This is a genomic window from Haloferax prahovense DSM 18310 (assembly GCF_000336815.1).
Lineage (GTDB): Archaea > Halobacteriota > Halobacteria > Halobacteriales > Haloferacaceae > Haloferax > Haloferax prahovense.
The window spans coordinates 36703-62858 of the sequence record NZ_AOLG01000028.1; the positions used below are offsets into that span (position 1 = coordinate 36703).

30 protein-coding genes are annotated in these 26156 nt (G+C 68.0%); 19 read left to right on the forward strand and 11 right to left on the reverse strand.

The features are described from left to right. Positions 1 to 51 precede the first annotated feature (51 nt). A complete protein-coding gene (locus C457_RS08950; protein ID WP_008093872.1) occupies positions 52 to 924 on the reverse strand; it encodes a universal stress protein in 873 nt (290 codons plus the stop codon). A 127-nt stretch (positions 925 to 1051) separates the two neighbouring features. Here C457_RS08950 and C457_RS08955 point away from each other — a divergent pair, with 127 nt between their 5' ends. The 3 genes from C457_RS08955 (at position 1052) to C457_RS08965 (ending at position 3853) form a co-directional block, all read left to right on the forward strand. Beyond that, positions 1052 to 1723, forward strand: a complete 672-nt coding sequence (locus C457_RS08955; RefSeq protein WP_008093874.1) for a hypothetical protein — start codon at positions 1052 to 1054, stop codon at positions 1721 to 1723. A gap of 124 nt (positions 1724 to 1847) precedes the next feature. Next, positions 1848 to 2987 carry a DUF7118 family protein gene (locus C457_RS08960; RefSeq protein ID WP_008093877.1) on the forward strand — a complete coding sequence of 380 codons (1140 nt, stop codon included), beginning with the start codon at positions 1848 to 1850 and terminating at the stop codon, positions 2985 to 2987. A gap of 89 nt (positions 2988 to 3076) precedes the next feature. After that, the gene (locus tag C457_RS08965; RefSeq protein ID WP_008093878.1) at positions 3077 to 3853 is read left to right on the forward strand and encodes a hypothetical protein; all 777 of its coding nucleotides are present in this window, start codon (positions 3077 to 3079) and stop codon (positions 3851 to 3853) included. 49 nt (positions 3854 to 3902) lie between these two features. On the opposite strand, the gene C457_RS08970 is transcribed toward C457_RS08965, so the two are convergent. Further along, positions 3903 to 4370 carry an FKBP-type peptidyl-prolyl cis-trans isomerase gene (locus tag C457_RS08970; protein ID WP_008093880.1) on the reverse strand — a complete coding sequence of 156 codons (468 nt, stop codon included), beginning with the start codon at positions 4368 to 4370 and terminating at the stop codon, positions 3903 to 3905. Positions 4371 to 4480: 110 nt separating this feature from the next. Here C457_RS08970 and C457_RS08975 point away from each other — a divergent pair, with 110 nt between their 5' ends. Continuing rightward, positions 4481 to 5311 carry an alpha/beta fold hydrolase gene (locus C457_RS08975; RefSeq protein ID WP_049913463.1) on the forward strand — a complete coding sequence of 277 codons (831 nt, stop codon included), beginning with the start codon at positions 4481 to 4483 and terminating at the stop codon, positions 5309 to 5311. Here the strand turns inward: C457_RS08975 and C457_RS08980 are convergent. Continuing rightward, positions 5292 to 5726, reverse strand: a complete 435-nt coding sequence (locus C457_RS08980; protein ID WP_008093884.1) for a rhodanese-like domain-containing protein — start codon at positions 5724 to 5726, stop codon at positions 5292 to 5294. The two genes, C457_RS08975 and C457_RS08980, sit on opposite strands and share 20 nt — an antisense overlap. Positions 5727 to 5872: 146 nt before the next feature. Between C457_RS08980 and C457_RS08985 the strand changes: the two genes are divergently transcribed. Together C457_RS08985 and C457_RS08990 are read left to right on the forward strand one after the other, a co-directional pair. After that, entirely contained in the window at positions 5873 to 6478 is a 606-nt protein-coding gene (locus C457_RS08985) for a class I SAM-dependent methyltransferase (protein ID WP_008093886.1), read from the forward strand. A 515-nt stretch (positions 6479 to 6993) separates the two neighbouring features. Continuing rightward, positions 6994 to 7869, forward strand: coding sequence for an amidohydrolase family protein (locus C457_RS08990; protein WP_008093888.1), 876 nt, complete (start codon positions 6994 to 6996; stop codon positions 7867 to 7869). Positions 7870 to 7951: 82 nt separating this feature from the next. Here the strand turns inward: C457_RS08990 and C457_RS08995 are convergent, their stop codons facing one another. Next, positions 7952 to 8716 carry an enoyl-CoA hydratase/isomerase family protein gene (locus tag C457_RS08995; protein WP_008093890.1) on the reverse strand — a complete coding sequence of 255 codons (765 nt, stop codon included), beginning with the start codon at positions 8714 to 8716 and terminating at the stop codon, positions 7952 to 7954. 81 nt (positions 8717 to 8797) lie between these two features. Further along, a complete protein-coding gene (locus tag C457_RS09000) occupies positions 8798 to 9436 on the reverse strand; it encodes a helix-turn-helix domain-containing protein (RefSeq protein ID WP_008093891.1) in 639 nt (212 codons plus the stop codon). A 91-nt stretch (positions 9437 to 9527) separates the two neighbouring features. Here C457_RS09000 and paaA point away from each other — a divergent pair, with 91 nt between their 5' ends. The 5 genes from paaA to paaE are packed head-to-tail and all read left to right on the forward strand — an operon-like array spanning position 9528 to position 12226. Next, positions 9528 to 10472: a 1,2-phenylacetyl-CoA epoxidase subunit PaaA gene (gene paaA, locus C457_RS09005; RefSeq protein ID WP_008093892.1), complete on the forward strand. Its 945-nt coding sequence runs from the start codon at positions 9528 to 9530 to the stop codon at positions 10470 to 10472. Positions 10473 to 10477: 5 nt separating this feature from the next. Then, entirely contained in the window at positions 10478 to 10798 is a 321-nt protein-coding gene (gene paaB / locus C457_RS09010; RefSeq protein ID WP_004040859.1) for a 1,2-phenylacetyl-CoA epoxidase subunit PaaB, read from the forward strand. A 2-nt stretch (positions 10799 to 10800) separates the two neighbouring features. Beyond that, on the forward strand, positions 10801 to 11619 hold the full coding sequence (gene paaC / locus C457_RS09015; protein ID WP_008093900.1) for a 1,2-phenylacetyl-CoA epoxidase subunit PaaC: 819 nt from the start codon (positions 10801 to 10803) through the stop codon (positions 11617 to 11619). Then, a complete protein-coding gene (paaD, locus tag C457_RS09020; RefSeq protein ID WP_008093902.1) occupies positions 11612 to 12055 on the forward strand; it encodes a 1,2-phenylacetyl-CoA epoxidase subunit PaaD in 444 nt (147 codons plus the stop codon). Before paaC ends, paaD begins: the two co-directional genes overlap by 8 nt. A gap of 3 nt (positions 12056 to 12058) precedes the next feature. Then, positions 12059 to 12226, forward strand: a complete 168-nt coding sequence (gene paaE, locus C457_RS20615) for a 1,2-phenylacetyl-CoA epoxidase subunit PaaE (protein ID WP_004978321.1) — start codon at positions 12059 to 12061, stop codon at positions 12224 to 12226. A 132-nt stretch (positions 12227 to 12358) separates the two neighbouring features. Here the strand turns inward: paaE and C457_RS09025 are convergent, their stop codons facing one another. The 3 genes from C457_RS09025 to C457_RS09035 form a co-directional block, all read right to left on the reverse strand. After that, a complete protein-coding gene (locus tag C457_RS09025; RefSeq protein ID WP_008093904.1) occupies positions 12359 to 13810 on the reverse strand; it encodes an aldehyde dehydrogenase family protein in 1452 nt (483 codons plus the stop codon). Positions 13811 to 13875: 65 nt separating this feature from the next. Next, positions 13876 to 14259: a PaaI family thioesterase gene (locus C457_RS09030; protein ID WP_004978316.1), complete on the reverse strand. Its 384-nt coding sequence runs from the start codon at positions 14257 to 14259 to the stop codon at positions 13876 to 13878. Positions 14260 to 14299: 40 nt separating this feature from the next. Beyond that, positions 14300 to 15304 carry an LLM class flavin-dependent oxidoreductase gene (locus tag C457_RS09035; RefSeq protein WP_008093906.1) on the reverse strand — a complete coding sequence of 335 codons (1005 nt, stop codon included), beginning with the start codon at positions 15302 to 15304 and terminating at the stop codon, positions 14300 to 14302. A 55-nt stretch (positions 15305 to 15359) separates the two neighbouring features. On the opposite strand from C457_RS09035, the gene C457_RS09040 reads away from it, so the two are divergent. After that, complete coding sequence (locus tag C457_RS09040; RefSeq protein WP_008093908.1) at positions 15360 to 15593, forward strand: hypothetical protein; 234 nt, start codon at positions 15360 to 15362, stop codon at positions 15591 to 15593. A gap of 21 nt (positions 15594 to 15614) precedes the next feature. On the opposite strand, the gene C457_RS09045 is transcribed toward C457_RS09040, so the two are convergent. Continuing rightward, positions 15615 to 16085, reverse strand: coding sequence for a MaoC/PaaZ C-terminal domain-containing protein (locus tag C457_RS09045; RefSeq protein WP_004978303.1), 471 nt, complete (start codon positions 16083 to 16085; stop codon positions 15615 to 15617). A 96-nt stretch (positions 16086 to 16181) separates the two neighbouring features. Here C457_RS09045 and paaI point away from each other — a divergent pair, with 96 nt between their 5' ends. Next, on the forward strand, positions 16182 to 16592 hold the full coding sequence (gene paaI, locus C457_RS09050) for a hydroxyphenylacetyl-CoA thioesterase PaaI (RefSeq protein ID WP_008093911.1): 411 nt from the start codon (positions 16182 to 16184) through the stop codon (positions 16590 to 16592). 9 nt (positions 16593 to 16601) lie between these two features. On the opposite strand, the gene paaK is transcribed toward paaI, so the two are convergent. Then, a complete protein-coding gene (gene paaK / locus C457_RS09055; protein WP_008093913.1) occupies positions 16602 to 17891 on the reverse strand; it encodes a phenylacetate--CoA ligase PaaK in 1290 nt (429 codons plus the stop codon). 100 nt (positions 17892 to 17991) lie between these two features. Between paaK and C457_RS09060 the strand changes: the two genes are divergently transcribed. From C457_RS09060 to C457_RS09075, 4 genes are all read left to right on the forward strand, one after another. After that, complete coding sequence (locus C457_RS09060; protein ID WP_008093915.1) at positions 17992 to 19155, forward strand: thiolase domain-containing protein; 1164 nt, start codon at positions 17992 to 17994, stop codon at positions 19153 to 19155. Continuing rightward, the gene (locus C457_RS09065) at positions 19152 to 20720 is read left to right on the forward strand and encodes a zinc ribbon domain-containing protein (RefSeq protein WP_008093917.1); all 1569 of its coding nucleotides are present in this window, start codon (positions 19152 to 19154) and stop codon (positions 20718 to 20720) included. Before C457_RS09060 ends, C457_RS09065 begins: the two co-directional genes overlap by 4 nt. Positions 20721 to 20795: 75 nt before the next feature. Further along, entirely contained in the window at positions 20796 to 21680 is an 885-nt protein-coding gene (locus tag C457_RS09070; protein WP_008093920.1) for a 3-hydroxyacyl-CoA dehydrogenase family protein, read from the forward strand. After that, on the forward strand, positions 21677 to 22573 hold the full coding sequence (locus C457_RS09075; protein WP_008093922.1) for an enoyl-CoA hydratase/isomerase family protein: 897 nt from the start codon (positions 21677 to 21679) through the stop codon (positions 22571 to 22573). Before C457_RS09070 ends, C457_RS09075 begins: the two co-directional genes overlap by 4 nt. A gap of 613 nt (positions 22574 to 23186) precedes the next feature. Here C457_RS09075 and C457_RS09085 read toward each other — a convergent pair. Beyond that, a complete protein-coding gene (locus tag C457_RS09085) occupies positions 23187 to 23954 on the reverse strand; it encodes an IclR family transcriptional regulator (RefSeq protein ID WP_008093926.1) in 768 nt (255 codons plus the stop codon). A 143-nt stretch (positions 23955 to 24097) separates the two neighbouring features. Here C457_RS09085 and C457_RS09090 point away from each other — a divergent pair, with 143 nt between their 5' ends. Continuing rightward, positions 24098 to 24418 (forward strand): EthD family reductase, encoded by a 321-nt coding sequence (locus C457_RS09090; RefSeq protein WP_008093927.1) that lies wholly within the window; start codon positions 24098 to 24100, stop codon positions 24416 to 24418. A 4-nt stretch (positions 24419 to 24422) separates the two neighbouring features. Further along, a complete protein-coding gene (locus tag C457_RS09095; protein ID WP_008093929.1) occupies positions 24423 to 26117 on the forward strand; it encodes a thiamine pyrophosphate-binding protein in 1695 nt (564 codons plus the stop codon). Positions 26118 to 26156: the final 39 nt, after the last annotated feature.

Consider the following 26156-nt stretch of genomic DNA (forward strand, 5'->3'; position numbering starts at 1 on the left):
GGCGGCCTACCCGCTCGCGTTGGGCGGTCCGCCGCCTCCAATTCGTCCCGGCTACTCCTCGCCGGGCGACACCGTGATGACGGGGACGGGCGCGCTCCGAACCGTCTGCTCGGCGACGCTCCCGAGGAGGATTCGGTCCACGCCGCTCCGCCCGGTGGCCCCCATGACGACGGCGTGGATGTCGTTACCTTCGACGTACTCCCGAATCGCCTCGCTCGGCGAGCCGTGTTCGATGGTTTCGGCGAGCTTCGTGACGCCGCGTTCGTTCGCCTCCTCGACGACCTTCGAAATCGCCTCGTTTGCGCCGCGCTCGCTCTCTTCGCCGGAGAGCATCGACCGAACGTCGAAGCCGAGCGCGGAGTCGTCCACGACCGACAGGACGTGAACCGTCGCGTCGAGTTCGGCTGCGAGTGCGAGGCCATGGCTCGTCGCTCGTTTCGCGGAGCGGCTTCCGTCGGTCGGGATGAGGATGCGCTCGTAGGGGAACGTCAGCTCCTCGTCGGGCTTCATGCGGGCGGTGAGCACCGGCCGGTCCGACAGGCGGACGACCTTCTCCGTGACGCTCCCGCGGAGCTGTCGAGAGATGCCTTTGCGCCCGCGGGTCGGCATCACGACGAGGTCGTAGTCGTACTCCTCGGCGTACTCGACGATGGTGGGCGCGGGGTTGCCCTGCACCACGTCCGTCGAGTAATCGACGCCGAGGTTTTGGAGCGTCTCCGCCGCCTCATCGACGACGCTCTCGCCCTCGCGTTCGAGCGCGTCGACCACGTCGTTCCCGACCACGGTGACGCTGTCGCGGGTCGTGTCGGCGACGAAGAGCAGTCGTATCTCCGCGTCGTCCCAGTGGGCGAGTTCGCTGGCGTGGTGGAGAACCGCGCTCGACGACGTGCTCTCGTCGACGGGCAGGAGGATGCGCTCGTACATAGCCTGTCATACACCCGGTCGCCGGTAAGTCCTTTCGCCGGACGGCGACCGCGGACCGGCCATCGTCGGGGGCGCTAGCTCCAACCGCACCACACAGTTATCACTCGACAGTCACAATCGGACGGTCATGGCACCGACAGACGAGTCTCCGCACGGCGGCGCGCGGACGCGACGCCACCGCCGACAGGGCGGCGACGACGACGAAACCGGCGTCGACGCGTGGCTCGACGCGACGATTTACTTCGGGCTCGGACAGCACCTACTCCTCGCGCTCCCGATGCTCTGGGTCGCCTTCATGACCGTTTCGACGCCCGTGGCGGTCACGACCGCGGCCGTCGTCTCGCTGGCGGTCGCCTGCCTCGCCATCGGCGCGCTCCGCATGAACGCCGTCTCCGTCGGCGCGCCGTGGCACCGCATCGAGGACAATGAAATCGGCCTCGGCCCCGACGCGGGGTACGGCTTTCTCGCCCGCCGGGCGGCCTATCTGAACGCGACGCTCGGCCTCGGGACGTTCCTCGGCGCGCGCGCCGACCTCGCCGGAGCGGGGCTCCCCGGTTCGGTCGTCGTCGCCGGCTGCGTCGCGCTCTGTGCGATGCTCGCGCTCCCTCGACTGCGCGCCGCGCCGGCCCGTACGTCGGCCGCGGTGGCCGGCGTCTACTACGCCGTTTCGCTCCTCGTCGTCGCCACGTTCCCCGGGATGGTCGACCTGTTCTCCCTGTCGCCGTCGGTCGCGCTGTGCGTGCTCGCGGTCGCGCTCGCCGCCGCGTTCGACGTGGCGACCGGCCGAGACCGGCGCTGACTCGGCTTCCTCGACCCACTGCCGTCCTGTCTTCCTCGGTCACCAAGTTTTCAACCCTCGCGCACCGACTCGTCGGGCATGACACCGATTCCGCGCACGGGCCGCCCTCCCGAGGTGCCGCGGCGTGACTGACGCCGCGCTCGCCGACGACCCCGTAGCGGCGCTCCGAACGGCGGCCGACACCCTCCGCGGCCGACGCGAGACGGTCGACGAAATCGGCCGCGAGGAGCTTCGGACGCTCTCGTCAGCCGTCAGCGACGTGACGGGGATTCTCGACCGGTTCGAAGAGCGGGCGACCGACGACCTCGAAGGCTACGTCGCGTTCCGCGAGACGCTGTCGAACCGGCTGGAGGAGGTTCCCGCCGACGTGCGCCACAGCGACGCCTTCATCGCCGCCAACGAGTCGCTCACCACCGGCATCACGTCGTCGCTGTCGGCGTCGGACTTCGAGCAGGCGAGACGCGAGTTGGGCCCCGCCCGCGAGGAGGCGGCGCTCCTCGACGAACTGGACGAGGCGAAAGACGACTACCGGAGCGCCCGTCGCCGAGTGCAGGAGCGCGCGGACGAACTCGACGCGCGAATCGAGCGCCTCGAACGCGTAGAGCGGCTCGGCGAGGTCGACATCGACGCGCCGGTGGACGAACTCCGCGACCCCATCGAGCGGTACGACGACGCCGTGGCCGAGGCGTTCGACCGGTTCCGCGCCGAGTCGCCCGCCCGCGAGGTGCTCGCGTGGCTGGCGGCCGCGGAGTCCTATCCGCTCGTCGAGACGCCCAGTCCCCCTGAGCGACTGCGCGAGTACCTCGAAACCGCCGCCATCGGCGACGAGCCGATTCCAACGCTCGTCGAGTACGCCGGCTACTCGCGGTCGAAACTCGACCACTACGTGGACGACCCCAAGCGGTTCTCCGCGGCCGTCGGGACGAACAAGCGGTTTCTGGAGACGCTCGACGCCGACCCGCTGACCGTGTCGTGGCCGCCGGAGCCCGCCTCGGAACTCCGCTGGCGGACGAAGGAACTCGTCGCCGTGGTGAGTCGGTTCGCCGGCGACGAGACGGTCGCGCGGGTCCGCGAGGTCCACGAACTGACGTACGAGGAGTCCTACGACCGCCTCCGCGACGCCGCGGTCGCCCGCGCCGAACTCACCGACGACCAGCGCGACCGCCTCCGGCGGGGCGTCGTGGCCGACGAGTTGGCTTCGGCCCGCGAGGAGCGCGAGCGGGTTCGGGACTGCCTCGACGCGCACTCGCGACTGGACGACTGAGCGTCGCCCGGCGACCGCGGCGATGGGACCGTGAGGCGAGCGAGACGGCGACAAAAAAACACTTACCGCGCTCGGCGGAACTTCCGACGATGCGTCTCCGGAAACTCGCCCTCCTCCTCGCGGTGGTCGGCCTCGTCTGTCTCCCCGCACCGGTGTACCTGCCCGCGCTCGCGGAGGCGACGTCGCCGCCGCCGCAAACCTCGCAGTCGTACCGAGCCGAGACCGTGTCGCTCGCGAACCAATCGGACGTCGAGACTATCGTGAGTCGCCACGGGCGGACGGTCTCGATTTCGGTGCACCAAGTCAGCCACCGGTACTCGGCCGGCGGGTACCGCGCGCCGAACGAGACCCGCGAGACGCTGGCGGCGGCGATGCGGAACGGCACCGCCCGGACCGCGGCGGCGGGCGCGAGAGCCGACCTCCAAGCCATAGCGCGGAACAACACGTACGTCCACGACGCCTACGGCGAGCGCCAGCAGTACTACCGGTTCAGCGTGGAAGAAAACGGCTCGGTCGTCACCGCGCGAAACGCCACACTCCAGCGCGTCGCAAACGCCACCGTCGAGCGAGGGGCGTATCGCTACGAGAACCTCTCGCCGGAGGCGAGAGAGACGGTCGATAGAATCCTTCGGAACTCCTCTGACGAGGACTTCGGCTACCGACCGCGGGTGAACGACGCCTTCGTGGACCGCCTCCCGGCGCTCGTCGAGAAGGATGGAACGCTCCACAGCATCACCGTCTACGGGCACGTCGACGACTTCGGCTTCGGGGCCGCGCTCGTCGTCGGACTCGGCGTTGCCGGCGTCGGCGCGGTCTTGATTCTCGTCGGCGGAGTGCTGTACGCCGTCGCATGGTGGCGCGAGTAGCGGGAGAAGAACGGTCGAACCGCGAGACCGCGGCTCAGTTCAGTTCAGTTCAGTTGGCGTCGACGATTTCGACGTCGAAGACGAGCGTCTCGCCGGCGAGCTCGTGGTTGAAGTCGATGCGGACCACGTCGTCGTCGGCGTGGACGATTTCGCCGAGGCCGCCCTGCTGGGTCTGGACGTACAGTCCCTCCTCGGGCTCGTCGCCGAGTACCTCGCGGAGCTGTTCGGTCTCGTGCTCGCGAATGAGGTCTTCGTCGTGCTCGCCGTAGGCCTTCTCCGGCGGAATCTCGATACTCTCTTCGTCGCCGACGGACATGCCGACGAGCGCCTCGTCGAGGCCCTCGATGACGGTTCCCGCGCCGACTTCGACCACGAGCGGCTCGTAGTCGCGGTCGCCCTGCGCCTCGGAGAGTCCTTCGGCGTCGGCCACGTCCTGACGCGACGTGTCGAAGACCGTGCCGTCGGGGAGCTTTCCAACGTATTCGAGCGAAACGGAGTCGCCGGTTTCTATCGTCATACCGCCTACTCTCTGCCGGAGACGGATAAGTGACCGTACTGCCGACGAGAGTATAATCTATCTGTTACATCGAGGCGCGCGCTCATGCTCTCCGCGCGCCACTAGATAGCATGGCGTTCGCTCGAACAAATGGCATCGACACCTACTACGAACGGCGGGGTGAGGGACCGCCGGTGGTCTTCGTTCACGGGGCGATTCTCGACCACAGCCAGTGGGACCGCCAGACTGAGGCGCTGTGCGACGACTACACTACGGTCTCGTACGACGTCCGGGGACACGGCCGGACCGGCGGCTCGGAGCCAGCGACGTACTCGATGGAACTGTTCGCCGACGACCTCGCGGCGCTCGTCTCGGAGTTGGGCCTCGACCGGCCCGTCGTCTGCGGACTCTCGACCGGCGGCTGTGTCGCGCAGGCATACGCGATGCGGTATCCCGACGGGCTCTCGGGGCTCGTTCTCGCGGACACGTTCTCCCCGGTCGTCTTCGACCGTCTCGAACGGTTCCAGCGACTCGTCGTCCCCCGGTTGACGATTCCGTTCGTTCGACTCGTCGGCTACGAGCGCGTCGAGAAGGTCATGGTCTGGTTCCAAGAGCGGCTGTCGGGAACGCCCGCGGGCGGCGACTACGGAAACGTCGAGCGTCTTCGGGAGCGCGGCCCGCCGATGGCGACCGACGAGTTCGCGAAGGTGATTCGGGCGGTCAGTCGGTTCACCGACTCGTCGGTCGTCCTCGGCGACATCGACGTCCCGACGTTGGTCCTGTACGGCGAGAACGAACTCCCGTTCGTGCGCAGGCACGCCGCGGCGTTCGGCGACGGGATTCCGACCGTCACGGTCCGCGCGGTTCCCGACGCGGGCCACGCGTCGAACCTCGACAACCCCGCGTTCTTCGAGGACGCCCTTCGGGAGTTCCTCGACGGCCTCAGAACAGTCGCCAGATGAGCGACCGAAGTTTGTAGCTCAGTGACCCGCGCTGGTAGCCGTTCCACCCGCTCATGCCGCCGGCGAGCGTCGCCGCGTCGTACCCCTCCTCGCGGAGGAGCTCCGTCGCCCGCTTCGCGACGATGCCCATCTTACAGACGACGACCACGTCTCGGTCCCGCGGAATCTCGTCCAGCCGACCTCGAAGCGAGGCGTCGTCGCCCGACCGGAGGTCGTCGTAGACGGGGACGTTGCGGCTCCCGTCGGGTCCGTTCGCTCCACTCACTTCCCCGACGTAGTCACGTTCGCTGACGCTCACGCGACTCCCGTCGATTGCGCCGCGCTGGTAGTTCGACTCCGGGCGGATGTCGAGGATGAAGAGGTCGTCGCCGTCGGCGAGGCGGGCGTCGAGTTCGTCGGGGCGAATCGTGGTCACGGCTCTCTCCACGTCGCTGACGCGGAAAGCGCTGGTGCTTCCGGCGTCCCGGCGCTCCGCCGGTGGTTCCGCGTGAGCGTTCGACGCCGTCCCGTCCGCCGGGAACGACGCCGTAGCTTGAACACGGCGGTCCGCGTAGCGCCCCCATGGAGTGGGACGAGCGCTACCGGACCGGAACGTACCCGACCGACCCCGAGCCGTCGCCGGTGTTACGGTCGTACCTCGACGAACTGCCCGAGGGTCGCGCCCTCGACGTGGCGGCCGGGAACGGCCGCAACACGCTCTTTCTCGCGGAAAACGGCTATCGGGTCGACGCGCTCGACCAGTCGGGCGAGGGGCTCAGTATCGTCGAAGAGCGCGCTCGGTCCCGCGGGTTCGCCGACCGCGTGGAGACGATTCAGGCGGACGCGACGACCTACGACTTCTCCGAGTCGACGTACGACCTCGTCACCATCAGCTACTTCCGGACGCTGGACCGCCTCGCGGACATCAAAGCGTCGCTGAAACCCGGCGGCGTCCTGTTCTACCAGCACCACCTGCGGGCCGACCCGCCGGCGACGGTCGGGCCGAGCACCGACAGATACCGCTTCGATTCGAACGAACTGCTCCGGGCCTGTCTCGACCTCACCGTGCTCTACTACGATGAATCGACCGAACTGCGCGACGAGCGGCGGTCCGCGACAGCGACGATTGTCGCGCGGAACACGAGGGGTGGCGCGCAGTCATATCCGCGGAGAGGGGCATATAAGTAACAATTCAGAGAGAAACTATCTAGAGCGAGACGCAGGTGAAATCGATTTTGTGACGGCGAGCTAAAAGAAACAGAATATTGTTTCTAAAGTAAGTCAGTCATGTACCGCGGTTGAATCCGGTTTAGAACCACACATGATGCAGTTTGAGAAATATATTCAGAACAGAGTTGTATTTTTTGTTAGTTTGAAATTTGACCGATATGATTTATCGGATAGAATCCGGGCTGTGACTTCACTCTATGTCCGACATGTGACGGTTAAATTATATTAAATTATCCTCTCGCTTGCCGGCCGTGTTGGGACCACGCTGGGCCGGTCTCACAGCCGGGTCCCCACGAGGAAGAGGCCTCTTCGAGTCGGGGCGGGGACTGACCGGCGAGCCTAACCGGATTGGCCGGTGACTGATTGGGCTGCGCGTCGAATCGCCTCCCGTGGCGGTACGCCAACGCCGCCGCGCCATCATTCGGTCGGATTCGTCCGTTCGATTTTTATCGCTCCGCGACGGTCATACACGAATGACCGTGTTGGATTGGCTCGACGAGCCGCGCATCATCGACACGCACGCCCACCAACCGACCGCGGAGTTCCTCGAAGACGCCGGCGGCGAGATGATGCGGGACGCGGCGAACAGGTTCGGCGCGGAGATGGAGACGTGGAGCTACGAGGAGATGATAGCCGAGTACCGCGAGCACAACATCGGGCGGGCGGTACTCCTCGGGTGGGACGCCGAGACGAACACCGGGAACCCGCCGGTTCCGAACGACTACGTGGCCGAAGTGAGAGACGAGTACCCCGACTTCTTCGTCGGCTTCGGGAGCGTGGACCCGCTGAAAGACGACTGCGTCGAGGAGGCGGTTCGGTGTGTCGAAGACCTCGGTCTCTCGGGGTTCAAGTTCCAGCAAATCGCGCAGGGGTTCGACCCGAGCGACGACGAGCACGCGGAGTTGTTCGACACTATCGAGGACCTCGGCGTCCCGGTCGTCTTCCACGGCGGGAACTCCACCCTCGGCGCGTGCTCGCCCGGCGGTCGCGGCCTGAAAATCAAGTACGGCAACCCGATGCTCATCGACGACGTGGCCGCCGAACACCCGGGCCTCCAGATTCTCATCGCCCACCCGGCGTACCCGTGGGAGAGAGAACAGCTCGCCATCTGTCAGCAGAAGGGCAACGTCTACATGGACCTCTCGGGCTGGCTCCCGAAGTACATCGACGAGCAGGTGCTCCACTACGCCAAGACCGTCCTGCAGGACAAGGTGATGTTCGGCACCGACTACCCGATGATTCGGCCGGGCCGGTGGTTCGAGTCGTTCGAGGAGCACTTCGACGCCTCCGAGGAGGTGAAGCGAAAGCTCCTCTGGGAGAACGCGGAGCAGTTCCTCGGCCTCGACTGAGGCAGGGCAGAACGGACGAGTGAGACGGGACGGGACAGAACGGACGAGTGAGACGGGACGGGACAGGACGGGGCCGGCGTCCTCAGTCGAACTGCGGCCGCCGCTTTTCCAAGAACGCGGAAACGCCCTCCTCGTGGGCGTCGGTGTCGTAGGCGAGTGTCTGCGCGTGCGCCTCGCGTTCGAGGCCGTCGGCCCACGACCGGCCGAGGTTCGCGTGTATCGCTTCCTTCGCCAGCGCGAGCGTCTCCGTCGGCTGTGCGGCGAGCGTCTCTACCGTCTCGTCCACGGTGGCGTCGAGGTCGGCGGCGGCGACCGCCTCGTTCACGAGGTCGAGTTCGGCGGCGCGCTCGGCCGAGATGAGTTTCCCGGTGAAGACGAGTTCCTTCGCGGCCCGGAGGCCGACCAACCGGGGGAGCGTCACCGTCGCGCCCGCGTCGGGGACGAGACCGACGTTGACGAAGGACGCGCCGAAGCGAGCGTCGCGGGTGGCGTAGGCGAAGTCGCAGGCGGCGACGACGGAGGTCCCCGCGCCCACGGCGTCGCCGTTGACGCGGGCGACGACCGGCACCGGAGCGGTGAGAATCGCCTCGGCGACGCGGCCGAGGGTGCCGCGGACGCGCTCGTAGGCCTCGCGGGCGGTCTCGTCGCGCTCTGCCATCGCCTGAATGTCGCCGCCGGCGCTGAAGGCGTCGCCGTCGCCGGTTATCACCGCGGCGTCGAACGCCTCGGGCGTCAGTTCTTCGAGCGCCGCCGAGAGCTCTCGAGCCACGTCGGCGGTGAACGCGTTTTTCGCCTCGGGTCTGTCGAACGTCACGGTCCGGACGCCGTCGGCGTCGTCGACTCGCATACCCGCGCTACGGGGACGCGGGGTAAATAGCCTCGCCGGCGGACCACCGGGCGAGTCGAGCGGGTCGACGACGCCCCCGGCTCACTCAAGCAGCGCTCCGAACGCCGACTGTTGCGCCCGGCGGAGCCGTTCGAGGAACGCCGACTTGCTGATTCCGAGTTCGTCCGCCACGTCCCGAGCCGTGATGCTCCGGGGGAGGTCGAAGTACCCCATCTCGACGGCCGTTCGGAGGGCGGCCTCCTGCGCGGGCGTGAGGTCCCACGCCCGACCGATGGGCGATTCCTCGTCCGCCCGGAGGGGGTAGACGCGCTGGAGTTGGATACCGACGGTGCCGCCGGCCTTCTCCATCACGCCGCGGAGCACGTCGTAGCCGACGACCGCCCCGCGCATCGTCGCGCCGCCGGCGTCGTACCGCATCGACTCGACGAGGAAGCCGGCGTCGACGAGTTCGTGAACGACGCAGGGGTGTTTCGAGAGACAGCGGAAGGTGTACGTGTCGTCGCCGCGGGTGACGTGGAGGTAGCGGATGGCGTCGTCGTCGTCGAGGGCCTCGGGGAGCCGGTCGTCCGCGGGGGCCGAAAAGTGAAGCAGGACGTTGCCGTCGGCGCGGAGTTGCGGCGCGTTCGCGTCGACCGCGACGGGGACCACGTCGGTCGCCCGCGCCAACGGGCAGTCGTCGCCGTCGATGCGAAACTCGGCCACGAGGCACTCCGCTATCATCGGCGTGTGCGTACGCGGCACGGGTATAAAAATGCAGGCCATGGACGGGTCAATTCGTAAGTAGTTATAGATGATAGTTCCTGATAGACCAATGGACCTCGAAACCGTCAAAGAACGAGCGGGCCCGCGGCAGTTCGCTCCGAAAGACGACATGCCCGAGGAGTACCGCAAGGCCGCGACGCGGATGATTCAGTTCCACGCGAACAGCGAGGTGATGGGCGGATACCTCGAAAAGCCGTTCATCCGGCAAGCGCCGAGTATCGACCGAAAGCTGGCGTTCTCAGCGAAGGTGCAGGACGAAATCGGCCACGCGCAACTGCTCTACCGCGCGGCCGAGTCCCTCGGCGTCAAGACGCGAGACGAGATGCTGGACGAGCTCGCCCGCGGCGACGGCAAGTTCCTCAACTGCTTCCACTACCCGATGGAGTCGTGGCACGAGGTGCCGATGATAGCGTTCTTCGTCGACGGCGCGGCCATGCACCGGCAGGCGACGCTCAAGAACACGTCGTGGACGCCGTACGCCCACGCGATGGACAAGGTGTGCTTCGAGGAGGGCTTCCACGTCAAACACGGCGAGTCCATCCTCTCCGAGTTGATGAACGGGTCGAAGGCGACCCAAGAGAAGACGCAGGCCGCCTTCGAGACGTGGTGGCCGCGTATCATCCAGTTCTTCGGCCCGACCAACGACAAGTCCGTCCACAACGACTTCGCGCAGGAAGTCGGCCTGAAGACGAAGTCCAACGACGAACTGCGCGACACGTTCCTCGACACGTACGTCCCGAAGGCCGAAAAGTACGGCCTCGTCGTCCCCGAGTACCCGCGCATCGAGTACGACGGGGAACTCGACACCTACCACGTCAACGAGGACGACCTGAACTGGGACGAGTTCTGGACTATCGCCAAGAACGCCTCCGAGGGGAGCCACGAGCAGATCAACTCCCGCGCACAGGCACAGGAGGCGGTCGAGTGGGTGCGCGAATCGATGCACGATTGGGAGGGCGCGTCGGGGGCCGGAACCCCGCAGGCGGCGGACTGAGAACCATGATTTGGGAAGTGTTCAGACAGGACAAACCGGGAGCGTACCACAAACACTGCGGCAACGTCCACGCGCCGGACCGCGAGCTGGCGCTCCAGTTCGCGGCCGTCCAGCACGGCCGGCGGATGAAGACCCACAGCCTGTGGGTCGTCCCGCACGACGAAATCGGCGAAATCGACGCCGACGAGACGAGCTTCGGCGGAACGACCGACAAGACCTACCGCTGGGCCACCTCGTACACGGATATCGAACCGGCCGCGCCGGAAGTCGCCGAAAGCGAGGCCGAGCAGGCCGACGTGGAGAAATCGCTCGAGGCGGACAGCTAACCATGACCGACGCACTCAACCCCGAAGACCTCGACGCCGAGCAGCGCGCCGCGCTCGAAGAGCTGCTGTTCCGCCTCGCGGACGACGAGTACGTCCACGGCGAGCGCCTCATCGAGTGGCAGATTTACGCGCCGACGCTGGAGTCCGACCTCGCGTTGGCGAACGTCGCACAGGACGAGTTCGGCCACGCTCGGCTGTGGTACGACCTGCTCGAAGAACTCGGTCACACCGAAGCGGAACTCATCTGGGAGCGCCCCGCCGGCGAGTTCAGGCACGCCACGCTGGTCGAACTCCCGTTCGCGGAGGGCGATTGGGCCGACGTCGTCCTGCGGAGCTACCTCTACGACGCCGCCGAGCGCCTGCGCCTCGACGCGCTCGTCGACACCAGCTACGCGCCGCTCGCCGACCGCGTCGGCAAGGTGCTGAGCGAGGAGCGCTACCACCTCGAAAACGCCCAGAGCTGGCTCGACCGCCTCGCCGAGGGCGACAGCCGCGACCGCGTGCAGGACGCGCTCGACCGGCTGTTCCCCCACGCGCTCTCGCTCTTCGCCGAGCCCGAACACGAGGAGGCCATCGTCGACAACGGCTTCCGGACGATGTCCACCGCCGACCTCCGCATCGAGTGGCTGGAGACGGTCATCCCGTACCTCGACTCGCTCGGACTCGACGTGCCCGAACCCGACGAGGTCGAGCGCCCGAGCGCCCGCGGCCGCGACGGCACCCACACCGACCACTGGGACGAACTGGCCGCGGAGTTCCGACGGACCTACGAGGAGCTCGAAGCGCCCGAGCCGGCGAGAATCGGCAGGGAGCGTGTCTGACGTGAGCGCCGACGACGCGCCCGAGGCGACCGTCTGCGGCTACACAGAGTACGCCGGCGGCGAGGTCCCCGAGGGCTTCCCGAAGACGGGCGTCGGAGCCGCGGGCGTCGAAGCCGACATCTGGGACGCCCTCTACGAAATCGAGGACCCAGAGATGCCGGTGAGCATCGTCGACCTCGGCCTCATCTACGACGTTCGCGTCGTCGAGCGGGAGGGCGAAGACGGCGAGGCGAAGACGCTCGGCATCGTCGAGATGACGCTGACCTACACCGGCTGTCCGGCGCGCGACTACCTCGAAAACGACGTGCAGTGCGCGATTCTGGCGGCCGGCGTCGACGAGGCGTCCGTGCGACTCCGGTTCACGCCGGAGTGGACTGTCGACATGGTGACCGAGGCGGGCCGCGAGGCCCTCCGCGAGTTCGGACTGGGGGTGTGAGCGATGCGCCGCTTCGACCCCAGCACCGAGACGACGGGCGAAACGTCGGGCGCGGAGTGCCCGTACTGCGACGGCACGAACACCGTCCGCGAGCATCCGAAGGGGCCGGGACTGTGCCGGTCGATGCACTTCTGTAACGACTGTCAGGAGCCGTTCCAGCGGTTCGAATAGCGTCGGCGGAGAGACTGGAGAAGAACGATTTTTTCGGGACCGACCGCCACGGAGAGCCGAGGCGGTCGGTCCGGGGGCGGCAAGTTGAGGGCCGGAGCGTTCGGCAGACTACGGGCCGGATTCGGGGCCGAGTCAGCCGATGTTGAGGTTCACGTTCTTCGCCTGCGTGAACTCGCGGACGGCCTCCGCGCCCTGCTCGCGGCCGTGGCCGCTCTGTTTCGTGCCGCCGAAGGGCGTCTGCGGGAACGTCACCGGGTACTCGTTGACGCTGACCATTCCGTAGTCGAGCGCGTCGGCGACGCGGTGGGCGCGAGAGAGCCCCTCGGTCCAGACGCCGGCGAGAAGCCCGTACGGCGAGTCGTTGGCGAGTTCGATCGCCTCCGTTTGGTCCGAGAACTCGGTGACGACGAGGACCGGGCCGAATATCTCCTCGCGGGCCACGGTCATGTCGTTCGTCACGTCGGTGAGGACCGTTGGCTCCACGAAGTAGCCGGTGTCCTTGTCCTCGGGGATGCCCCCACCGCAGGCGACGGTCGCGCCCTCCTCGACGCCGAGAGAGATGTACTCCAACACGTCCTCGCGGTGGGACTCGCTGACGACCGGCCCCATCCGGCCGTCGTCGTCGATGCCGGAACCGAGCGGGGTCGACTCGGCGCGCGCGACGATTCGCTCGACGAGGTCGTCGGCCACGCCCTCGTGGACGAGCAGGCGCGACCCGGCCCAGCACATCTGGCCGGCGTTCATGAAGATGCCGTAGTGGACGCCCTTGGCGGCGGCGTCGAGGTCGGCGTCGGGGAAGACGACGTTGGGGCCCTTCCCGCCGAGTTCGAGCGTGACGCCGGTCACGTTGGCCGCGGCGTCGGCCATGACGCCTTTACCGACTTCGGTGCTGCCGGTGAAGGTGACGTGCGCCACGTCGGGGTGCGAGGCGAGCGCCGACCCCGCCTCGGACCCGCTTCCGGGAACCACGTTCACCACGCCGTCGGGGAGGCCGGCTTCCTCGGCCGCGAGGCCGTAGTAGAGCGCCGAAAGTGGCGTCTGGCTGGAGGGCTTTACCACCGCCGTGTTGCCGCAGGCGAGCGCCGGCGCGAGACTCCGCCCAGCGAGTTGGAAGGGGTAGTTCCATGGGACGATGTGTCCGGTGACGCCGAGCGGTTCGCGGGTCGTGTAGTTGACGCGCCGGCCGGGGACGGGGTTGTACTCGCCGGTCACCTTGTCGGTCCACCCGGCGTAGTAGCGGAAGGTGTCGACGACCATCTGGACCTCCATGCCGGCCTCGAACGGCGTCTTGCCGTTGTCGTGGGACTCGACGAGCGTTATCTCGTCTTTCCGCTCCTCGATGGCGTCGGCCATCGCGCGCAGTTTCTCGCCGCGCTCGGCCGCGCTCGTGGTCTCCCACTCGCCGCCGCGAGCGCCCGCCGATTTCGCCGCCCGTACCGCGGCGTCGACGTCCGCCTCGCCCGCGCTGGCGACCTCGGCGTACGGCGCTTCGGTCGCCGGGTCGCGCGTCTCGATGGTCTCGTCCGATGCCGCGGCTACCCAGTCCCCGTCAATGTAGAGACTGGTGGGGCCACTGTATTCCATTACGAAATATCCTTCTCGCGCATAATATTAACTATTGTTGGTTACTAACTCCGCGGCGGGAGAACTCAGCCGGTCTTGTAGACCCCCCTCGCGGTCGCCACGTGATTTCCGTCCGTCGCGTACACGTCCACGTCCACGGTTCCCACGTCGCCGCCGAGCCGGACCACGTCGGCCTCGGCGCGGAGGTCCCCTGTCCCCGCGTTGAGATAGTCGATTCGCATGTCGATGGTCGGGACGGGCTGGTCGACCTCGCTGACGAGCGCCGCGCCGCCGACCGTGTCCGCGAGGGTGAACGTCACGCCGCCGTGGGCCATCACCCGGTCGGCGTTCCACGACAGTTCCTCGCGCATCTCGATGCGGCCCTCCGCGTGCCCGTCTGCGGCCTCGGTGACTTCGACGCCCAAGAGCCGCGCGAACGGCATGCTCTCGAAGAACTCCTCGATGTCCATGCCACCAGTTCGCACAGGTGCGTTAAGTTCGTTTCGTCGGTCAGACGAGTCGCGGGCGGACCTCGTCGCCGAGTCGGCGGACGCACTCGACCATCTGGTCGGTACCGATGCCGGGGTGGTAGGTTCGGAAGATGAAGTGGATGTCGTCGCCGAGGGCGTCGCGGTAGCGGGCGAGTTCCGCGACCACGTCGTCGGGCGTACCGAAGACGGCCTGTGCTTTGAGTTCCGCCCGGCGCTCGTCGGACAGTTCGTGGACCTCGTCGCCGGAGAATATCTCGGCGTACCGGCGCTGGAGGTAGAGGTAGCCGTCTCTCATCGCGTCCCACGCCTCGGCCTTCGAGTCGCCGACGAAGCCGTGTTGGAGGACGTATATCGTGAACTCCCCGTCGAGGCCCTCGGCTTCCCGAACGCTCCGGATGTCCTCGACGCGCTTGCGCAGGCCGCCGAGGGAGAGCGACGACGGCGCACACCACGCGTCCGCCGTCCGGGCCGCCCGGCGAACCGCGGGCTTGGCCGCGCCGCCGAGCATGAGGGGCACGTCGTGTGCCGGTTTGGGCGTCACGTCGACGCCGGTTGCACCCTCGTGAAACGGCGACTCGTGCGCTATCGGACCGTCTGACCACGCGTCGCGGAGGAGGGAGACCGTATCGGCGAGGCGGTCGACGCGCTCGTCTCGCGGAACGCCGAAGGCGTCGAACTCGCGGGGGTTAGAACCGATCGCGAGGCCGAGCGTCGTTCGGCCGCCCGAGATAAGGTCGACCGTCGCCGCGTCCTCCGCGAGCCGAATCGGGTCGTACAGCGGCGCGAGCGCGATACACGTGCCGAGTTCGACCGACTCGGTCGCCGCCGCGAGCGCCCCGAGCGCGGGCATCGTCCCCGAGAGGTAGCCGTCCGGCATGAAGTGGTGTTCGGACACCCACGCGCTGTCGAGGCCCGCGTCGTCTATCGCGCGCCCGAGCGTCAGCATCTCGTCGTACAGGTCGGCCATCGGCCGGTCGTCGTCCGGCCGCCGCTGGCAGGTGAACAGTCCCGTCCCGAGTTTCATGACTCGGAGTTCGAACCTTAGCTATTAATAGTTAGGAACACCGAGTTCGTCGGAGATGGTTCCCGACGACTCGGTACCCTCGGATTCGACGACCGCGACCGCGACGGGGCCGGCGCCGCCGGGCGAGCGCGTCGTGGGGCGCGCGGTGGAAGACGGCTGGACCGAGGCGTTCGTCTCGCCGCGAAACCCGACCGGCGCGCTCTTTCAGTTGATGGAGTACCACGACGACTACGGTGAGAAGGGAGCCGACGACGCGTTGTTCGTCCGCGGCGAGCGGTTGGATTCGTGAGTCGCCGGTCGGGGAGCCGCCTTACTCCTCGGCCGACTTCGTCTTGATGAGGAACTTCATGTCGCCTTCGAGGACGACGGTGCCGTCCTGCTTCGTCATCTCGATTTCGAGGACGACCAGTCCCGCGTCGTCGCGGCTCCCGAGGTCCTTCCGCTCCGAGACGACCATCGTCTGCGAGAGCGTGTCGCCGATGAACACCGGGTTCGGCAGGTCCATGTAGTTCATCCCGAGGAAGGCGATGGCGGTGCGCTCGACGATACCCGAGCGATACACGAAGCCGGTCGACTGGACGAACGTCATCGGCCCGTGGGCGATTCGCTGGCCGAACTGGGTGTCTTCCGCGTACTCGCTGTTCGTGTGGAGTTCAGTCCAGTCGCCCGAGAGCGCGGAGTGCATCATGAAGTCCGCCTCGGTGACGGTGCGGCCGACGCTCTGGAACTCCTTGCCCTCCTCGAAGTCCTCGAAGTAGTGCGGTTCGTAGCTGTATGCCATACCTCACCGTCACCGCCATCAGATAAAGTAGTTTACATACCCATCTTTCCTGACAGTCGACGCCTACTTGGGGAGCGCAGGACGACGTGTGGTCGCATGTCGGAGCAAGACGACCACGCGGAGAGACGGGAGCGCGCCTCGAACGACCCCTACTGCGGGCGCGTCGGTATCGACCTCGCCGAGGTCGGCGACGGGTACGCGGAGACGACGCTGACCGTGGCCGAAGACCACCTGAACTTCCACGGGACGCCCCACGGGGGCGCGGTGTACAGCCTCGCCGACGCGGCCTTCGCGGCCGCCTCGAACAGCCACGGCGACGCCGCGTTCGCGCTGGAGACGAACATCTCGTACCTCGCGGCCGCCGAGGTGGGCGAGACGCTCCGCGCGGTCGCCGAGGAGACGCATCTCGGGGGGCGGACCGCCGAGTACGAGGTCGTCGTCTCCGACGGGGACGGCGAGCGAATCGCGACGTTTCGAGGGCGCGTCTACAAGCCCGGCGGTCGCTGACGGCGCGCGTTACTGGCCGCGGTGGTCGTAGACGCGCTGGACCTTTCCGACCTCGGTGCGCGCGATGTCGCCGTACTCGACGAGGTTCAGTTCGTCGGGCGTGAACGAGAGCACGTTCGAGAGCCGCTTTTGAATCCGACCTTCGAGGTCCGACAGCGACCCGCCGAACTCCTCGACCAGTTCGACCGTGATTTCGACCCGGTCGAGATTCCCCTCGCGGCGGAGGTCGATGCGGTAGTGCGGCGCGATTTCGTCGAACTCGAGGACGACCGATTCGACCTCGCTCGGGTAGAAGTTCACGCCGCGGACGATTATCAGGTCGTCCGACCGGCCCGTGATGTTGTCCATGCGGACGCAGGTTCGGCCGCACTCGCAAGTGCCGTAGTCCAGCGTGGTCAGGTCGCCCGTCCGATACCGGAGGACCGGCAGCGCGTCCTTCGCGAGGGTCGTCAACACGAGTTCGCCCTCCTCGCCCTCCTCGACGGGGTCGCCGGTGTTCGGGTCGACCACCTCGGGGTAGAAGTAATCCTCCCAGATGTGAAGGCCGTCCTGCGCCTCGCACTCGACGGAGACGCCGGGACCGACGATTTCCGAGAGGCCGTAGATGTCGATGCCGGTCACGCCGAGTCGCGCTTCGATTTCGTTCCGCATCGGCTCGGTGCAGGGCTCCGCGCCGAAGATGACCGTCCGAAGCGGCAGGTCGCGGATGTCGACTCCCATGTCGTCTGCGACCTCGGCGAGATAGAGCGCGTACGACGGGGTACACGCGATGACGTCGCTTCCGAGGTCGGAGAGCAGTTCCACCTGTCGCTGGGTGTTGCCGCCGCCGATGGGGATGACCGTCGCGCCGAGCTCCTCGACGCCCTGGTGGAGGCCGAGACCGCCGGTGAACAGGCCGTAGCCGTAGGCGTTCTGGACCACGTCGTCAGGACCGACGCCGGCCGCGACGAGACACCGCGCGACGGCCTTGTTCCACACGTCGAGGTCCTCGCGGGTGTAGCCGACGATTTTGGGCTTGCCGGTCGTGCCCGACGACGCGTGGACGCGAATCACGTCGTCCATGTCGACCGCGAACATCCCCGTCGGGTAGTGGTCTCGGAAGTCCTCTTTCGTCGTGAACGGCAGTTTCGACAGGTCTTCGACGCTTTCGATGTCCGCGGGCGAGAGTCCGGCCTCGTCGAACGTCTCGCGGTAGAACTCGACGTTCTCGTACGCGTTCCGAACCGTCTCCCGCAGGCGACCGTCCTGCACCTCGCGGAGTTCCTCCCGCGGGGCGGCCTCCGTGCTATCGAATACCATGTACGTTTGAAGTCGATGATAGAATATGATAAAAATGATGCGGTCGGCCGACCGCGCCGCGGGGCGAACCTATTTCGAGGGGGATGCGCAATCGACTACCATGCGAGACGCATACATCGTCGGAGCGGGCCAATCGAAGTACGGCGCGTTCCCGGACGAGAGCTATCGGTCGCTGTTCACGACCGCGTTCGAGGAGGCGCTGGGGAGCGCCGCCGGCGTCGAGGCAGCCGATATCGACGAGGCCGTCGTCGGGTCGCTCGGCGTCGGCGGGCGGCAACTCGGCTTATCGGGGCCGGCCGTGACGGAGCACGTCGGCCTCCACGGCGTCCCCTGTTCCCGAATCGAAAACGCCTGCGCAGCGAGCGGCTACGCGGTCAGACAGGCGGTACAGGCGGTCAAAAGCGGGATGGCGGACGTGGCCCTCGCGGGGGGCTACGAGGTCATGACCGACATGAGCGGCGACGTGGCGAAGTACTGGCTCGGCGTCAGCGGCGAGACGGAGTGGGAGCGGCTCACCGGGACGACGTTCGCGGGCGTCTACGCCCAGATGGCCTCGGCGTACCTCGACGCCTACGACGCCTCGCCGGACCACTTCTCGAAGGTCGCCGTAAAGAACCACGCGAACGGCGCGAAGAACCCGAAGGCGCACCTCGGCTTCGAGTGCTCGCTCGACGACGCGCGGAGCGCCCCCGTCGTGGCCGACCCGCTGAACCTCTATCACTGCTGTCCGACCTCCGACGGCGCGGCCGCGGTCCTCGTCGCCAGCGAGGACGTTGCCAGCGCGTGCGACGACGCCGTCCGCGTCGCGGGCGTGGGTGCCGCCTCCGAGCGCGTCGGCCTCTTCCAGCGCGACAGCTACACCGCCGTCGAATCGTCCGAGCGGGCCGCCGCGGCCGCCTACGAGATGGCCGGTCTCGGTCCCGACGACGTGGACTTCGCGGAGGTCCACGACTGCTTCGCCATCGCCGAACTGCTGGCGTACGAGGACCTCGGCTTCTGCGAGCGCGGACACGCGCCCGAACTGGTCGATTCCGGCGCGACCGAACTCGGCGGCGACCTACCCGTCAACCCCTCCGGCGGCCTGAAATCGAAGGGACATCCCATCGGCGCGACGGGCGCTGGACAGGTCGTCGAAGCGTTCAAACAGCTTGCCGGCCGGGCGGGGGACCGACAGGTCTCTGGCGCGAACGTCGGCCTCACCCACAACGTCGGCGGGTCGGGCGGTGCCGCCGTCGTTCACGTCCTCGAAGGAGGGGCGCTATGAGCGCCGACGACTCGGCGCGAGCGACTCCCGGAATCGCCGGGGTCGGCGCGTACGTCCCCCGGTTGTACCTCCCCGCGTCGGCCTACCGCGAGGCGTGGGGCAAAGGCGGCGCGCCGGGCGTCGAGCGGGTCGCCGTCGCCGACGCGGACGAAGACACACTGACGATGGCGACCGAAGCGGGTCGGCGCGCGCTCGACGCGGCCGGCGTGGACGCGAGCGATATCGGACACCTCGCGTTCGCCACCACGACGCCGCCGAACGACGAGGATGAAAGCGCGGTCCGGCTGGTCTCTCTCCTCGGCGTCGACCCGTCGGTTCCGACCCGGCAGTTCGGCGGAAGCACCCGCGCCGGCGCGGTGGCGCTGGCGGCGACGGTCGAGGCGACCCGAGGCTCGGGCGCAGGCGCGGGAACGGGGAGCGGCGGTTCGGCACTCGTCGTCGTCGCCGACAGCCCGCGAGGAGCGCCCGAAAGCGACGAGGCGGCCGGTGCCGGGGCGGGTGCGGCCGCGCTCGTTCTCACCGGAGACGCTCCGCTCGCCGTCGATGCCGTCGGCGAGTTCGGCGACCCCGCGCCCGGCACGCGGTTCCGAGGATTCGGGAGCGCCGAGACGGAGTCCATCGGCGTCACGCAGTACGAGCGCGACGCCTACACGCGGGCGGTCGGCGGGGCGGTCGAGGCCCTCGGTATCGACGTCGCCGAACTGGACCCCGAGGCCGTGTCGCTCACCGCGCCGGACGAGAAACTCCCGTACCGCGCGGCCGACGCGCTCGGCGTCGAACCGGCGCGAATCGCGGCCGGGACCGTCGTCTCGCGAACCGGCGACACCGGGGCCGCCGGGCCGTTTCTCGGACTCGCGTCGGCACTCGACTCCGCGGTCGACGCGGGAGGCGACGAGTCGAGCGGCCGGTCCCCCGCGAGCTCGGTGCTCCTCGTCGGCTACGGCGGCGGCGCGGGGGCGACCGCGCTCGCGCTCAGCGTGGGGGCGACAGACACCAACTCCGCCGCCAGTTCCGTCGTCCCGGTCGAGGCCGCCCTCGACGGCGACGTGGAGCTCACCTACGCGGAGGCGCTCCGGCGGCGTGGGACCATCACCGGCGGGGAGCCAGCCGGCGGGGGCGCGTACGTCAGCGTGCCGACGTGGAAGCGGACGATTCCGCAGCGCCACCGCCTCGTCGCCGGCGAGTGCGCCGACTGCGGTGCGCTCTCGTTCCCGCCGGAGGGCGCGTGTCCCGACTGCGGGTCGCTCGCGGGCTACGACGACGCGGCGCTCCCCGGGACGGGAACCGTCGAGGCCGCGACCGCCATCGGACAGGGGGGCGCGCCGCCGGAGTTCGTCGAGCAGCAGCAGCGCGCCGGGTCGTTCCCGGTCGCCGTCGTCGCCTTCGACGGGCCGGGCGGAGAGGCCGACACTCGAACCGTGAGCGCGCCCGCACAGGTCGTCCACTCCCCCGCGGGAACGCCCGCAATCGGCGACCGCGTCGAGGCCGTGCCGCGCCGCATCTACGAGCAGGAGGGCGTCGTGAGATACGGCTTCAAGGTCGTCCCGACCGAGGCGCGACGGTAGTTCGGGACGCCGTCGAAGTCGTGCGGCCTCTAACGAGGGCAAACGATTATGAGGGTTCCCGAACCCCTTCCGGTGATGCAAGTGAGTGTACTCGGCGCGGGAACCATGGGCCACGGCATCGCGCAGGTGGCCGCGATGGCCGGTCACGAGGTGACGATGCGCGACATCGAAGCGGCGTACGTCGAAGACGGACTGGACGCCATCGAGTCAAACCTCCGGGGCGGCGTCGACCGCGACAAGGTGACGTCCGACGAGATGGCGGCGACGCTCGACCGGCTCTCGGGGACGACCTCGCTGGAGGCGGCGGTCGCCGACGCCGACCTCGTCGTCGAGGCGGTTCCCGAGGACATGGAACTCAAGCGCGAGACGGTCGCGGAGGTCGAATCCCTCGTCGACGACGACGCCGTCATCGCGTCGAACACGTCGTCGCTCTCCGTGACCGAGATACTGAGCGCCCTCGAACGTCCCGAGCGCGGCCTCGGACTCCACTTCTTCAACCCGGTCCACATCATGGGTCTCGTGGAGGTCGTCGTCGCGGAACAGACCAGCGAGGCGACGCTGGCGTTCGCCACCGAGTTCGTCGAGGGCATCGACAAGACGGCCGTCGAGGTCGGCGACTCGCCCGGCTTCGCCTCCTCGCGGCTCGGCGTCGCTCTCGGCGTCGAGGCCATGCGCATGGTTCAGGAGGGCGTCGCGTCGCCCGCGGACATCGACACCGCGATGGAACTCGGCTACAACCACCCGATGGGGCCTCTCGAACTCGGCGACGTGGTCGGCCTCGACGTTCGACTCGACATCCTCGAGTACCTGCGCGAGGAACTCGGCGAGCGCTTCCGCCCGCCGCAGATTCTCAAGCGAAAGGTCCGCGCCGGCAAGCTCGGCAAGAAGACCGGCGAGGGGTTCTACGTCTGGGAGGACGGCGAAATCGTCGGCGCGAGCGAGGACGTGATGGACCGATGAGCGGTGACGGTCCGAGCGCCGACGGTCCGAGCGCCGACGACCGAGAGACTGGCGGCCCCCGAGCCGACGGCGGAACGCCGACCGTCGAGTCCGTCGCCGCCGAGTGCGAGACGGTCGACGCCGTCGTCGGCGACCGCGTCGACGCCGTCGTCACCGTGACGCTGAACCGCCCCGACGCGCGGAACGCGCTCAACGCGACGCTCCGGGCTGAACTCAAGCGCGTCCTCGACGCCATCGAAGAGAGCAGCGCGCGCGTCGTCGTCCTGACCGGCTCCGACGAGGCGAAGGCGTTCGTCGCCGGCGCGGACGTGAAGGAACTCCGCGAGCGCGACATGCTCGAACAGCGCGAGGCGAGCAAGCGCCCGCGGGTGTACGAGCGCGTCGACGACCTCAGACAGCCGGTCATCGCCCGGGTCAACGGCCACGCCCTCGGCGGCGGCTGCGAGCTGATGCAGGCCTGCGACGTGCGCATCGCCCACGAGCGGGCGAAACTCGGCCAACCCGAAATCAATCTCGGCATCATGCCCGGCGGGGGCGGCACCCAGCGACTCGCGCGCCTCGTCGGCGAGGGCCACGCCATGCGACTCATCCTGACGGGCGAGCTCATCTCCGCCGAGGAGGCCGCGGACATCGGCCTCGTCGAGGAGGTCCACGGCGACGACACCTTCGACGACCGGGTGTACGAACTCGCCGAGATGATGGCGACGAAGAGCCCCGTGGCCCTGGAGTTCGCCAAGAAGGCCGTCAAGGCCGCCTCGCGGACGGACCTCGAACAGGGCATCGAGTACGAGGCGGAGCTGTTCGCCCAACTGTTCGGCTCGCCCGACAAGGACGAGGGTATCGACGCGTTCTTCGAGGACCGCGAGCCCGAGTGGCACGAGCGCGAACGATAGACCCCCACTCGCGCCGTTCGAACTGCTCGAACGACTTCGAAACCGCCGCGACCGCCCGGCGAGAACTCACAGCGCAGGCGCGAGCGCTAGTTTCACGACGTGAACACGTCTTCGGGAGCGACCGGCCCGCGAGCGAGGCCGAATCGGGGGCGCAGCGGTGGAGGACCGGGCGTTCCGTCCTTTCGAACGCGAGTCCGTACTCGAGCGACGCCGCCGTATCGGCAGTCGCTATCGAGACCGTCTCGCGCGCGAACCGAACACCGAGTCTCGAATGACGGGGATACGGCGGTTTCGGGGCGAACGAGACCCAGCAACGATGCGGCCGGCCCACAGGACGGCAGCCGGACGGTTCGTCTCCCACGCCACAGTCCGTGACAGGTGTAATTTTGTAATTGCTCGCGTTCCCACCGCGTCAATCTACGATGGTATAATAAGTATATAACCACAATATGTTCGAGGAGTTCGAACAGCGATTGTCGAAATCGAGTCGTCGTCTCGACCTCTCGAAAGCGGAAATATCGGACTTCACGCGAGAGAATGTTCGTTGAGGTAGTTCGAACCATTCGAACGAACGTGCCGCATACTCGGTTCGCCGGCGGGGCGAGTGGCCGGGTCAGGAGAAGTTGAGGTTGATTTCGACCTCGTTGGCCGCGCCGAGGAGGAGGTCGGCGAGGTCGCCGGTCAGTCGGTCGCCCCGAAGCCGGTTCGAGGGGCCCGAGATGCTTATCGCCCCGACGGGGTGACCCTCGTTGTCGGTGACGGCGACCCCGACGGCGTGGAGTTTCGGGACGATTTCCTCGCGGTTGAGCGCGAACCCGCGCTCGCGAATCGTCGCCAGTTCCTCGAAGAGCGCGTCGGGGGCGGTTATCGTCTTCGGCGTCTTCGCCGGGAGGCCGTGTCGGTCGACGATGTCGCGGACGCGTTCGTCCGGGAACGCCGACAGGATGGCCTTGCCGGCGGCGAGTTGGTGGAGGTACGAGCGCGTCCCCTCCCGGGCTGGCGTCCGAACCGAGTGCGCGCCGGCCGCGCCGTAGAGGTGGAACCCGCGGCCCTGCTCTTCCGTGACGCACCACACCTTCTCGCCGGTCTGCTCGGCGAGTTCGTCCAGTTTCGGCTTCGCCACCTCGTAGAGCTGGTGCTGGTCGCGCGCGTAGATGCCGAAGTCGAGGAGCCGAAGGCCGACCCGGTAGCCGTCGTCGTCGGGGACGACGAAGCCCTCGCGTTCGAGCGTCTTCAGGTGCCGGTGGACCGTGCTCTTGGCCAACCCGAGCTCCGAGGCGAGCCCCGTCGGCCCCATCGAGCCCCCCGATTTGAGCCGTTCGAGGATGCCGAGCGACGTGGCGGCCGTCGTCACCGGTCGGCGCTGTTCATCGTCTGTCATCACCTATCTTCGGTGTTCGTTCGTGATAAATCTTGTTCGAACAGTTCGAACGAGGGTTCCACTTGCTCGAACGACCGCGGCGGACGCTCGAACCGCGAGTCGGCGATAGAGCAAAGTAGCGTCCGATTGGATAGCAGACGTGCATGATTAAATTGGTGAATATTCTCGTCCGGGACGACGGCCACACGCACGAGGAGTTCGTCGAGCGGTGGCGGGGGAGCCACGCGGAACTCGCTGCGGAGCTACCGGGGCTGGTGAAGTACGCGACGAGCGTCCCGACCGACCCCGAGCGGTCCGAATACGACGGCATCGTCGAACTCTACTTCGAGGACATGGCCGCACTGAAGGCGGCGTTCGACTCCGAGGTCGGCCAGCGCGTGAACGCCGACGCGGCCGAGTTCATCGACATGGAGCAGGGGCCGACGCTCTACGTCGAGGAGACGGTCCACCTCGACAGGTCCTGAATCCATGAACACGAGCGAACGACTCGTCGAGAGCCTCGAACGGCTCGGCGTCGAGCGAATCTTCGGCTACCCCGGCGGCCGCGTCATCGAGCTGTTCGACCTGCTACCCGAGTCGGACATCGACCTCGTGCGCCCCCGCGACGAGCGCGAGGCGAGCGTCATGGCCGAGTTGTACGGCCGGTTGACGGGCGAACCGGGCGTTCTCGCCGGACAGGGGCCGTGGATAGGAAGCCTCGGCCTCATCGGACAGATGGAGGCGCGCCTCGCCTCGTCACCGATGGTCACCATCACCGAGGCCTCCGAGCGCGGGAACTACTCGACGCTCGCGCCCTACCAGCAGTCCCGCGGCGACTACGGCGGCCTCGAACTCCCGAAGCTTCTCGACGCCGTGACGAAGGAACACTGGTTCCCGCGGACCCCGACCGAGACGGTTCGGAGCCTCCAACTCGCGTTCAAACACGCCGTCGCCGGGCGTCCCGGTCCGACCGCGGTCGTCCTCGACGGCGACGCCGTCACTGAGGAGTTCCCCGCCGAATCCGTGCCGCCGGTCTGGAACGACGAGACGCAGACCAGAACGTGGACCGCCGCGCCGACGGCCCGCGACGTCGCGGCCGCCGCCGAGGCGCTCGAAGCGGCCGAGCGACCGGTCATCATCTCGGGCAACGGCGTCCACGCGTCGGGCGCGTACGAGGAGCTGGCCGCGGTCGCCGAGGCCTACGAGGCGGCCGTCGTCACCTCCTACCTCGGGAAGTCGACGTTCCCCGAGACGCACCACCTCGCCGGAGGCGTCATCGGCTCGTTCGGTCACGAGGGTGCGAACCAACTCGTCAGCGAGGCCGATACGCTCCTCGTCGTCGGCTGTCGCATGAACCCGATGGACACCAACTGGCAGGCCCCCGACTTCATCCGCCCCGACGAGCAGACGATTATCCACGCCGATATCGACCCGCGGAACGCCGGGTGGGTCTACCCCGCCGACGTGGGACTCATCGGCGACGCGTCCGAATCGCTGCGCGAACTCGCGGCCGCCGGCGGCACCGAAAACGACTGGGCCGAGGACCGAGCCCGGAAGGCCCGCGAGTCGTTCCACGCGCCCGAGTGCGAGTCGGACGCCGCCCCCATCCTCCCCCAGCGGGCCGTCAAGGAAATCGAGCGCGTCGTCGACGAGGACACCATCGTCACCGCCGACTCCGGCAACAACCGCTTTTGGCTGCTCAACTACCTCCAGACGCCGGCGGTTCGGACCTACTTCGGCTCCGGCGGCGTCGGCGGCATGGGCTGGGCGACGCCCGCCGCGGTGTCGGCCGCACTGGCGACCGACAAGCGCGTCGTCGGCGTCGCGGGCGACGGCGGCTTCGCCATGACGATGACGAGCGTCGAGACGGCGGTCGAACACGGCGTCGCGCCGACGGTCGTCGTTCTCAACGACACCAGCCTCGGGATGGTCAGACAGATGCAGCACGCTCCCGACGACATCGCGGGCGTCGAGTTCCACGACACGGACTTCGCGCGGGTCGCGGAGGCGTTCGGCGCGACGGGCGTCCGCGTCGAGACGCCGGGCGAACTCGGCGACGCGCTCGCCGACGCGAAGACGCACAGCCTCCCGACGGTCATCGACGCCCGTATCGACCGCAGTCAGGACATGGCCGCGACGCTCCAGTCGTCGTTCTACGCGTCGGTCGGCGGACTCCACGAGTAGCGCGCGGTGACGAGTCGGCCGTCGCCGACCCTCTCGGCG

Excerpts from the sequence above, each read along its gene's own strand:
- C457_RS08950 (WP_008093872.1), bottom strand. The coding sequence starts at position 924 with ATGTACGAGCGCATCCTCCTGCCCGTCGACGAGAGCACGTCGTCGAGC.
- C457_RS08955 (WP_008093874.1), top strand. The coding sequence starts at position 1,052 with ATGGCACCGACAGACGAGTCTCCGCACGGCGGCGCGCGGACGCGACGC.
- C457_RS08965 (WP_008093878.1), top strand. The coding sequence starts at position 3,077 with ATGCGTCTCCGGAAACTCGCCCTCCTCCTCGCGGTGGTCGGCCTCGTC.
- C457_RS08970 (WP_008093880.1), bottom strand. The coding sequence starts at position 4,370 with ATGACGATAGAAACCGGCGACTCCGTTTCGCTCGAATACGTTGGAAAG.
- C457_RS08975 (WP_049913463.1), top strand. The coding sequence starts at position 4,481 with ATGGCGTTCGCTCGAACAAATGGCATCGACACCTACTACGAACGGCGG.
- C457_RS08985 (WP_008093886.1), top strand. The coding sequence starts at position 5,873 with ATGGAGTGGGACGAGCGCTACCGGACCGGAACGTACCCGACCGACCCC.
- C457_RS08990 (WP_008093888.1), top strand. The coding sequence starts at position 6,994 with ATGACCGTGTTGGATTGGCTCGACGAGCCGCGCATCATCGACACGCAC.
- C457_RS08995 (WP_008093890.1), bottom strand. The coding sequence starts at position 8,716 with ATGCGAGTCGACGACGCCGACGGCGTCCGGACCGTGACGTTCGACAGA.
- C457_RS09000 (WP_008093891.1), bottom strand. The coding sequence starts at position 9,436 with ATGATAGCGGAGTGCCTCGTGGCCGAGTTTCGCATCGACGGCGACGAC.
- paaA (WP_008093892.1), top strand. The coding sequence starts at position 9,528 with ATGGACCTCGAAACCGTCAAAGAACGAGCGGGCCCGCGGCAGTTCGCT.
- paaB (WP_004040859.1), top strand. The coding sequence starts at position 10,478 with ATGATTTGGGAAGTGTTCAGACAGGACAAACCGGGAGCGTACCACAAA.
- paaC (WP_008093900.1), top strand. The coding sequence starts at position 10,801 with ATGACCGACGCACTCAACCCCGAAGACCTCGACGCCGAGCAGCGCGCC.
- paaE (WP_004978321.1), top strand. The coding sequence starts at position 12,059 with ATGCGCCGCTTCGACCCCAGCACCGAGACGACGGGCGAAACGTCGGGC.
- C457_RS09025 (WP_008093904.1), bottom strand. The coding sequence starts at position 13,810 with ATGGAATACAGTGGCCCCACCAGTCTCTACATTGACGGGGACTGGGTA.
- C457_RS09030 (WP_004978316.1), bottom strand. The coding sequence starts at position 14,259 with ATGGACATCGAGGAGTTCTTCGAGAGCATGCCGTTCGCGCGGCTCTTG.
- C457_RS09035 (WP_008093906.1), bottom strand. The coding sequence starts at position 15,304 with ATGAAACTCGGGACGGGACTGTTCACCTGCCAGCGGCGGCCGGACGAC.
- C457_RS09040 (WP_008093908.1), top strand. The coding sequence starts at position 15,360 with ATGGTTCCCGACGACTCGGTACCCTCGGATTCGACGACCGCGACCGCG.
- C457_RS09045 (WP_004978303.1), bottom strand. The coding sequence starts at position 16,085 with ATGGCATACAGCTACGAACCGCACTACTTCGAGGACTTCGAGGAGGGC.
- paaI (WP_008093911.1), top strand. The coding sequence starts at position 16,182 with ATGTCGGAGCAAGACGACCACGCGGAGAGACGGGAGCGCGCCTCGAAC.
- paaK (WP_008093913.1), bottom strand. The coding sequence starts at position 17,891 with ATGGTATTCGATAGCACGGAGGCCGCCCCGCGGGAGGAACTCCGCGAG.
- C457_RS09060 (WP_008093915.1), top strand. The coding sequence starts at position 17,992 with ATGCGAGACGCATACATCGTCGGAGCGGGCCAATCGAAGTACGGCGCG.
- C457_RS09065 (WP_008093917.1), top strand. The coding sequence starts at position 19,152 with ATGAGCGCCGACGACTCGGCGCGAGCGACTCCCGGAATCGCCGGGGTC.
- C457_RS09070 (WP_008093920.1), top strand. The coding sequence starts at position 20,796 with ATGCAAGTGAGTGTACTCGGCGCGGGAACCATGGGCCACGGCATCGCG.
- C457_RS09075 (WP_008093922.1), top strand. The coding sequence starts at position 21,677 with ATGAGCGGTGACGGTCCGAGCGCCGACGGTCCGAGCGCCGACGACCGA.
- C457_RS09085 (WP_008093926.1), bottom strand. The coding sequence starts at position 23,954 with ATGACAGACGATGAACAGCGCCGACCGGTGACGACGGCCGCCACGTCG.
- C457_RS09090 (WP_008093927.1), top strand. The coding sequence starts at position 24,098 with ATGATTAAATTGGTGAATATTCTCGTCCGGGACGACGGCCACACGCAC.
- C457_RS09095 (WP_008093929.1), top strand. The coding sequence starts at position 24,423 with ATGAACACGAGCGAACGACTCGTCGAGAGCCTCGAACGGCTCGGCGTC.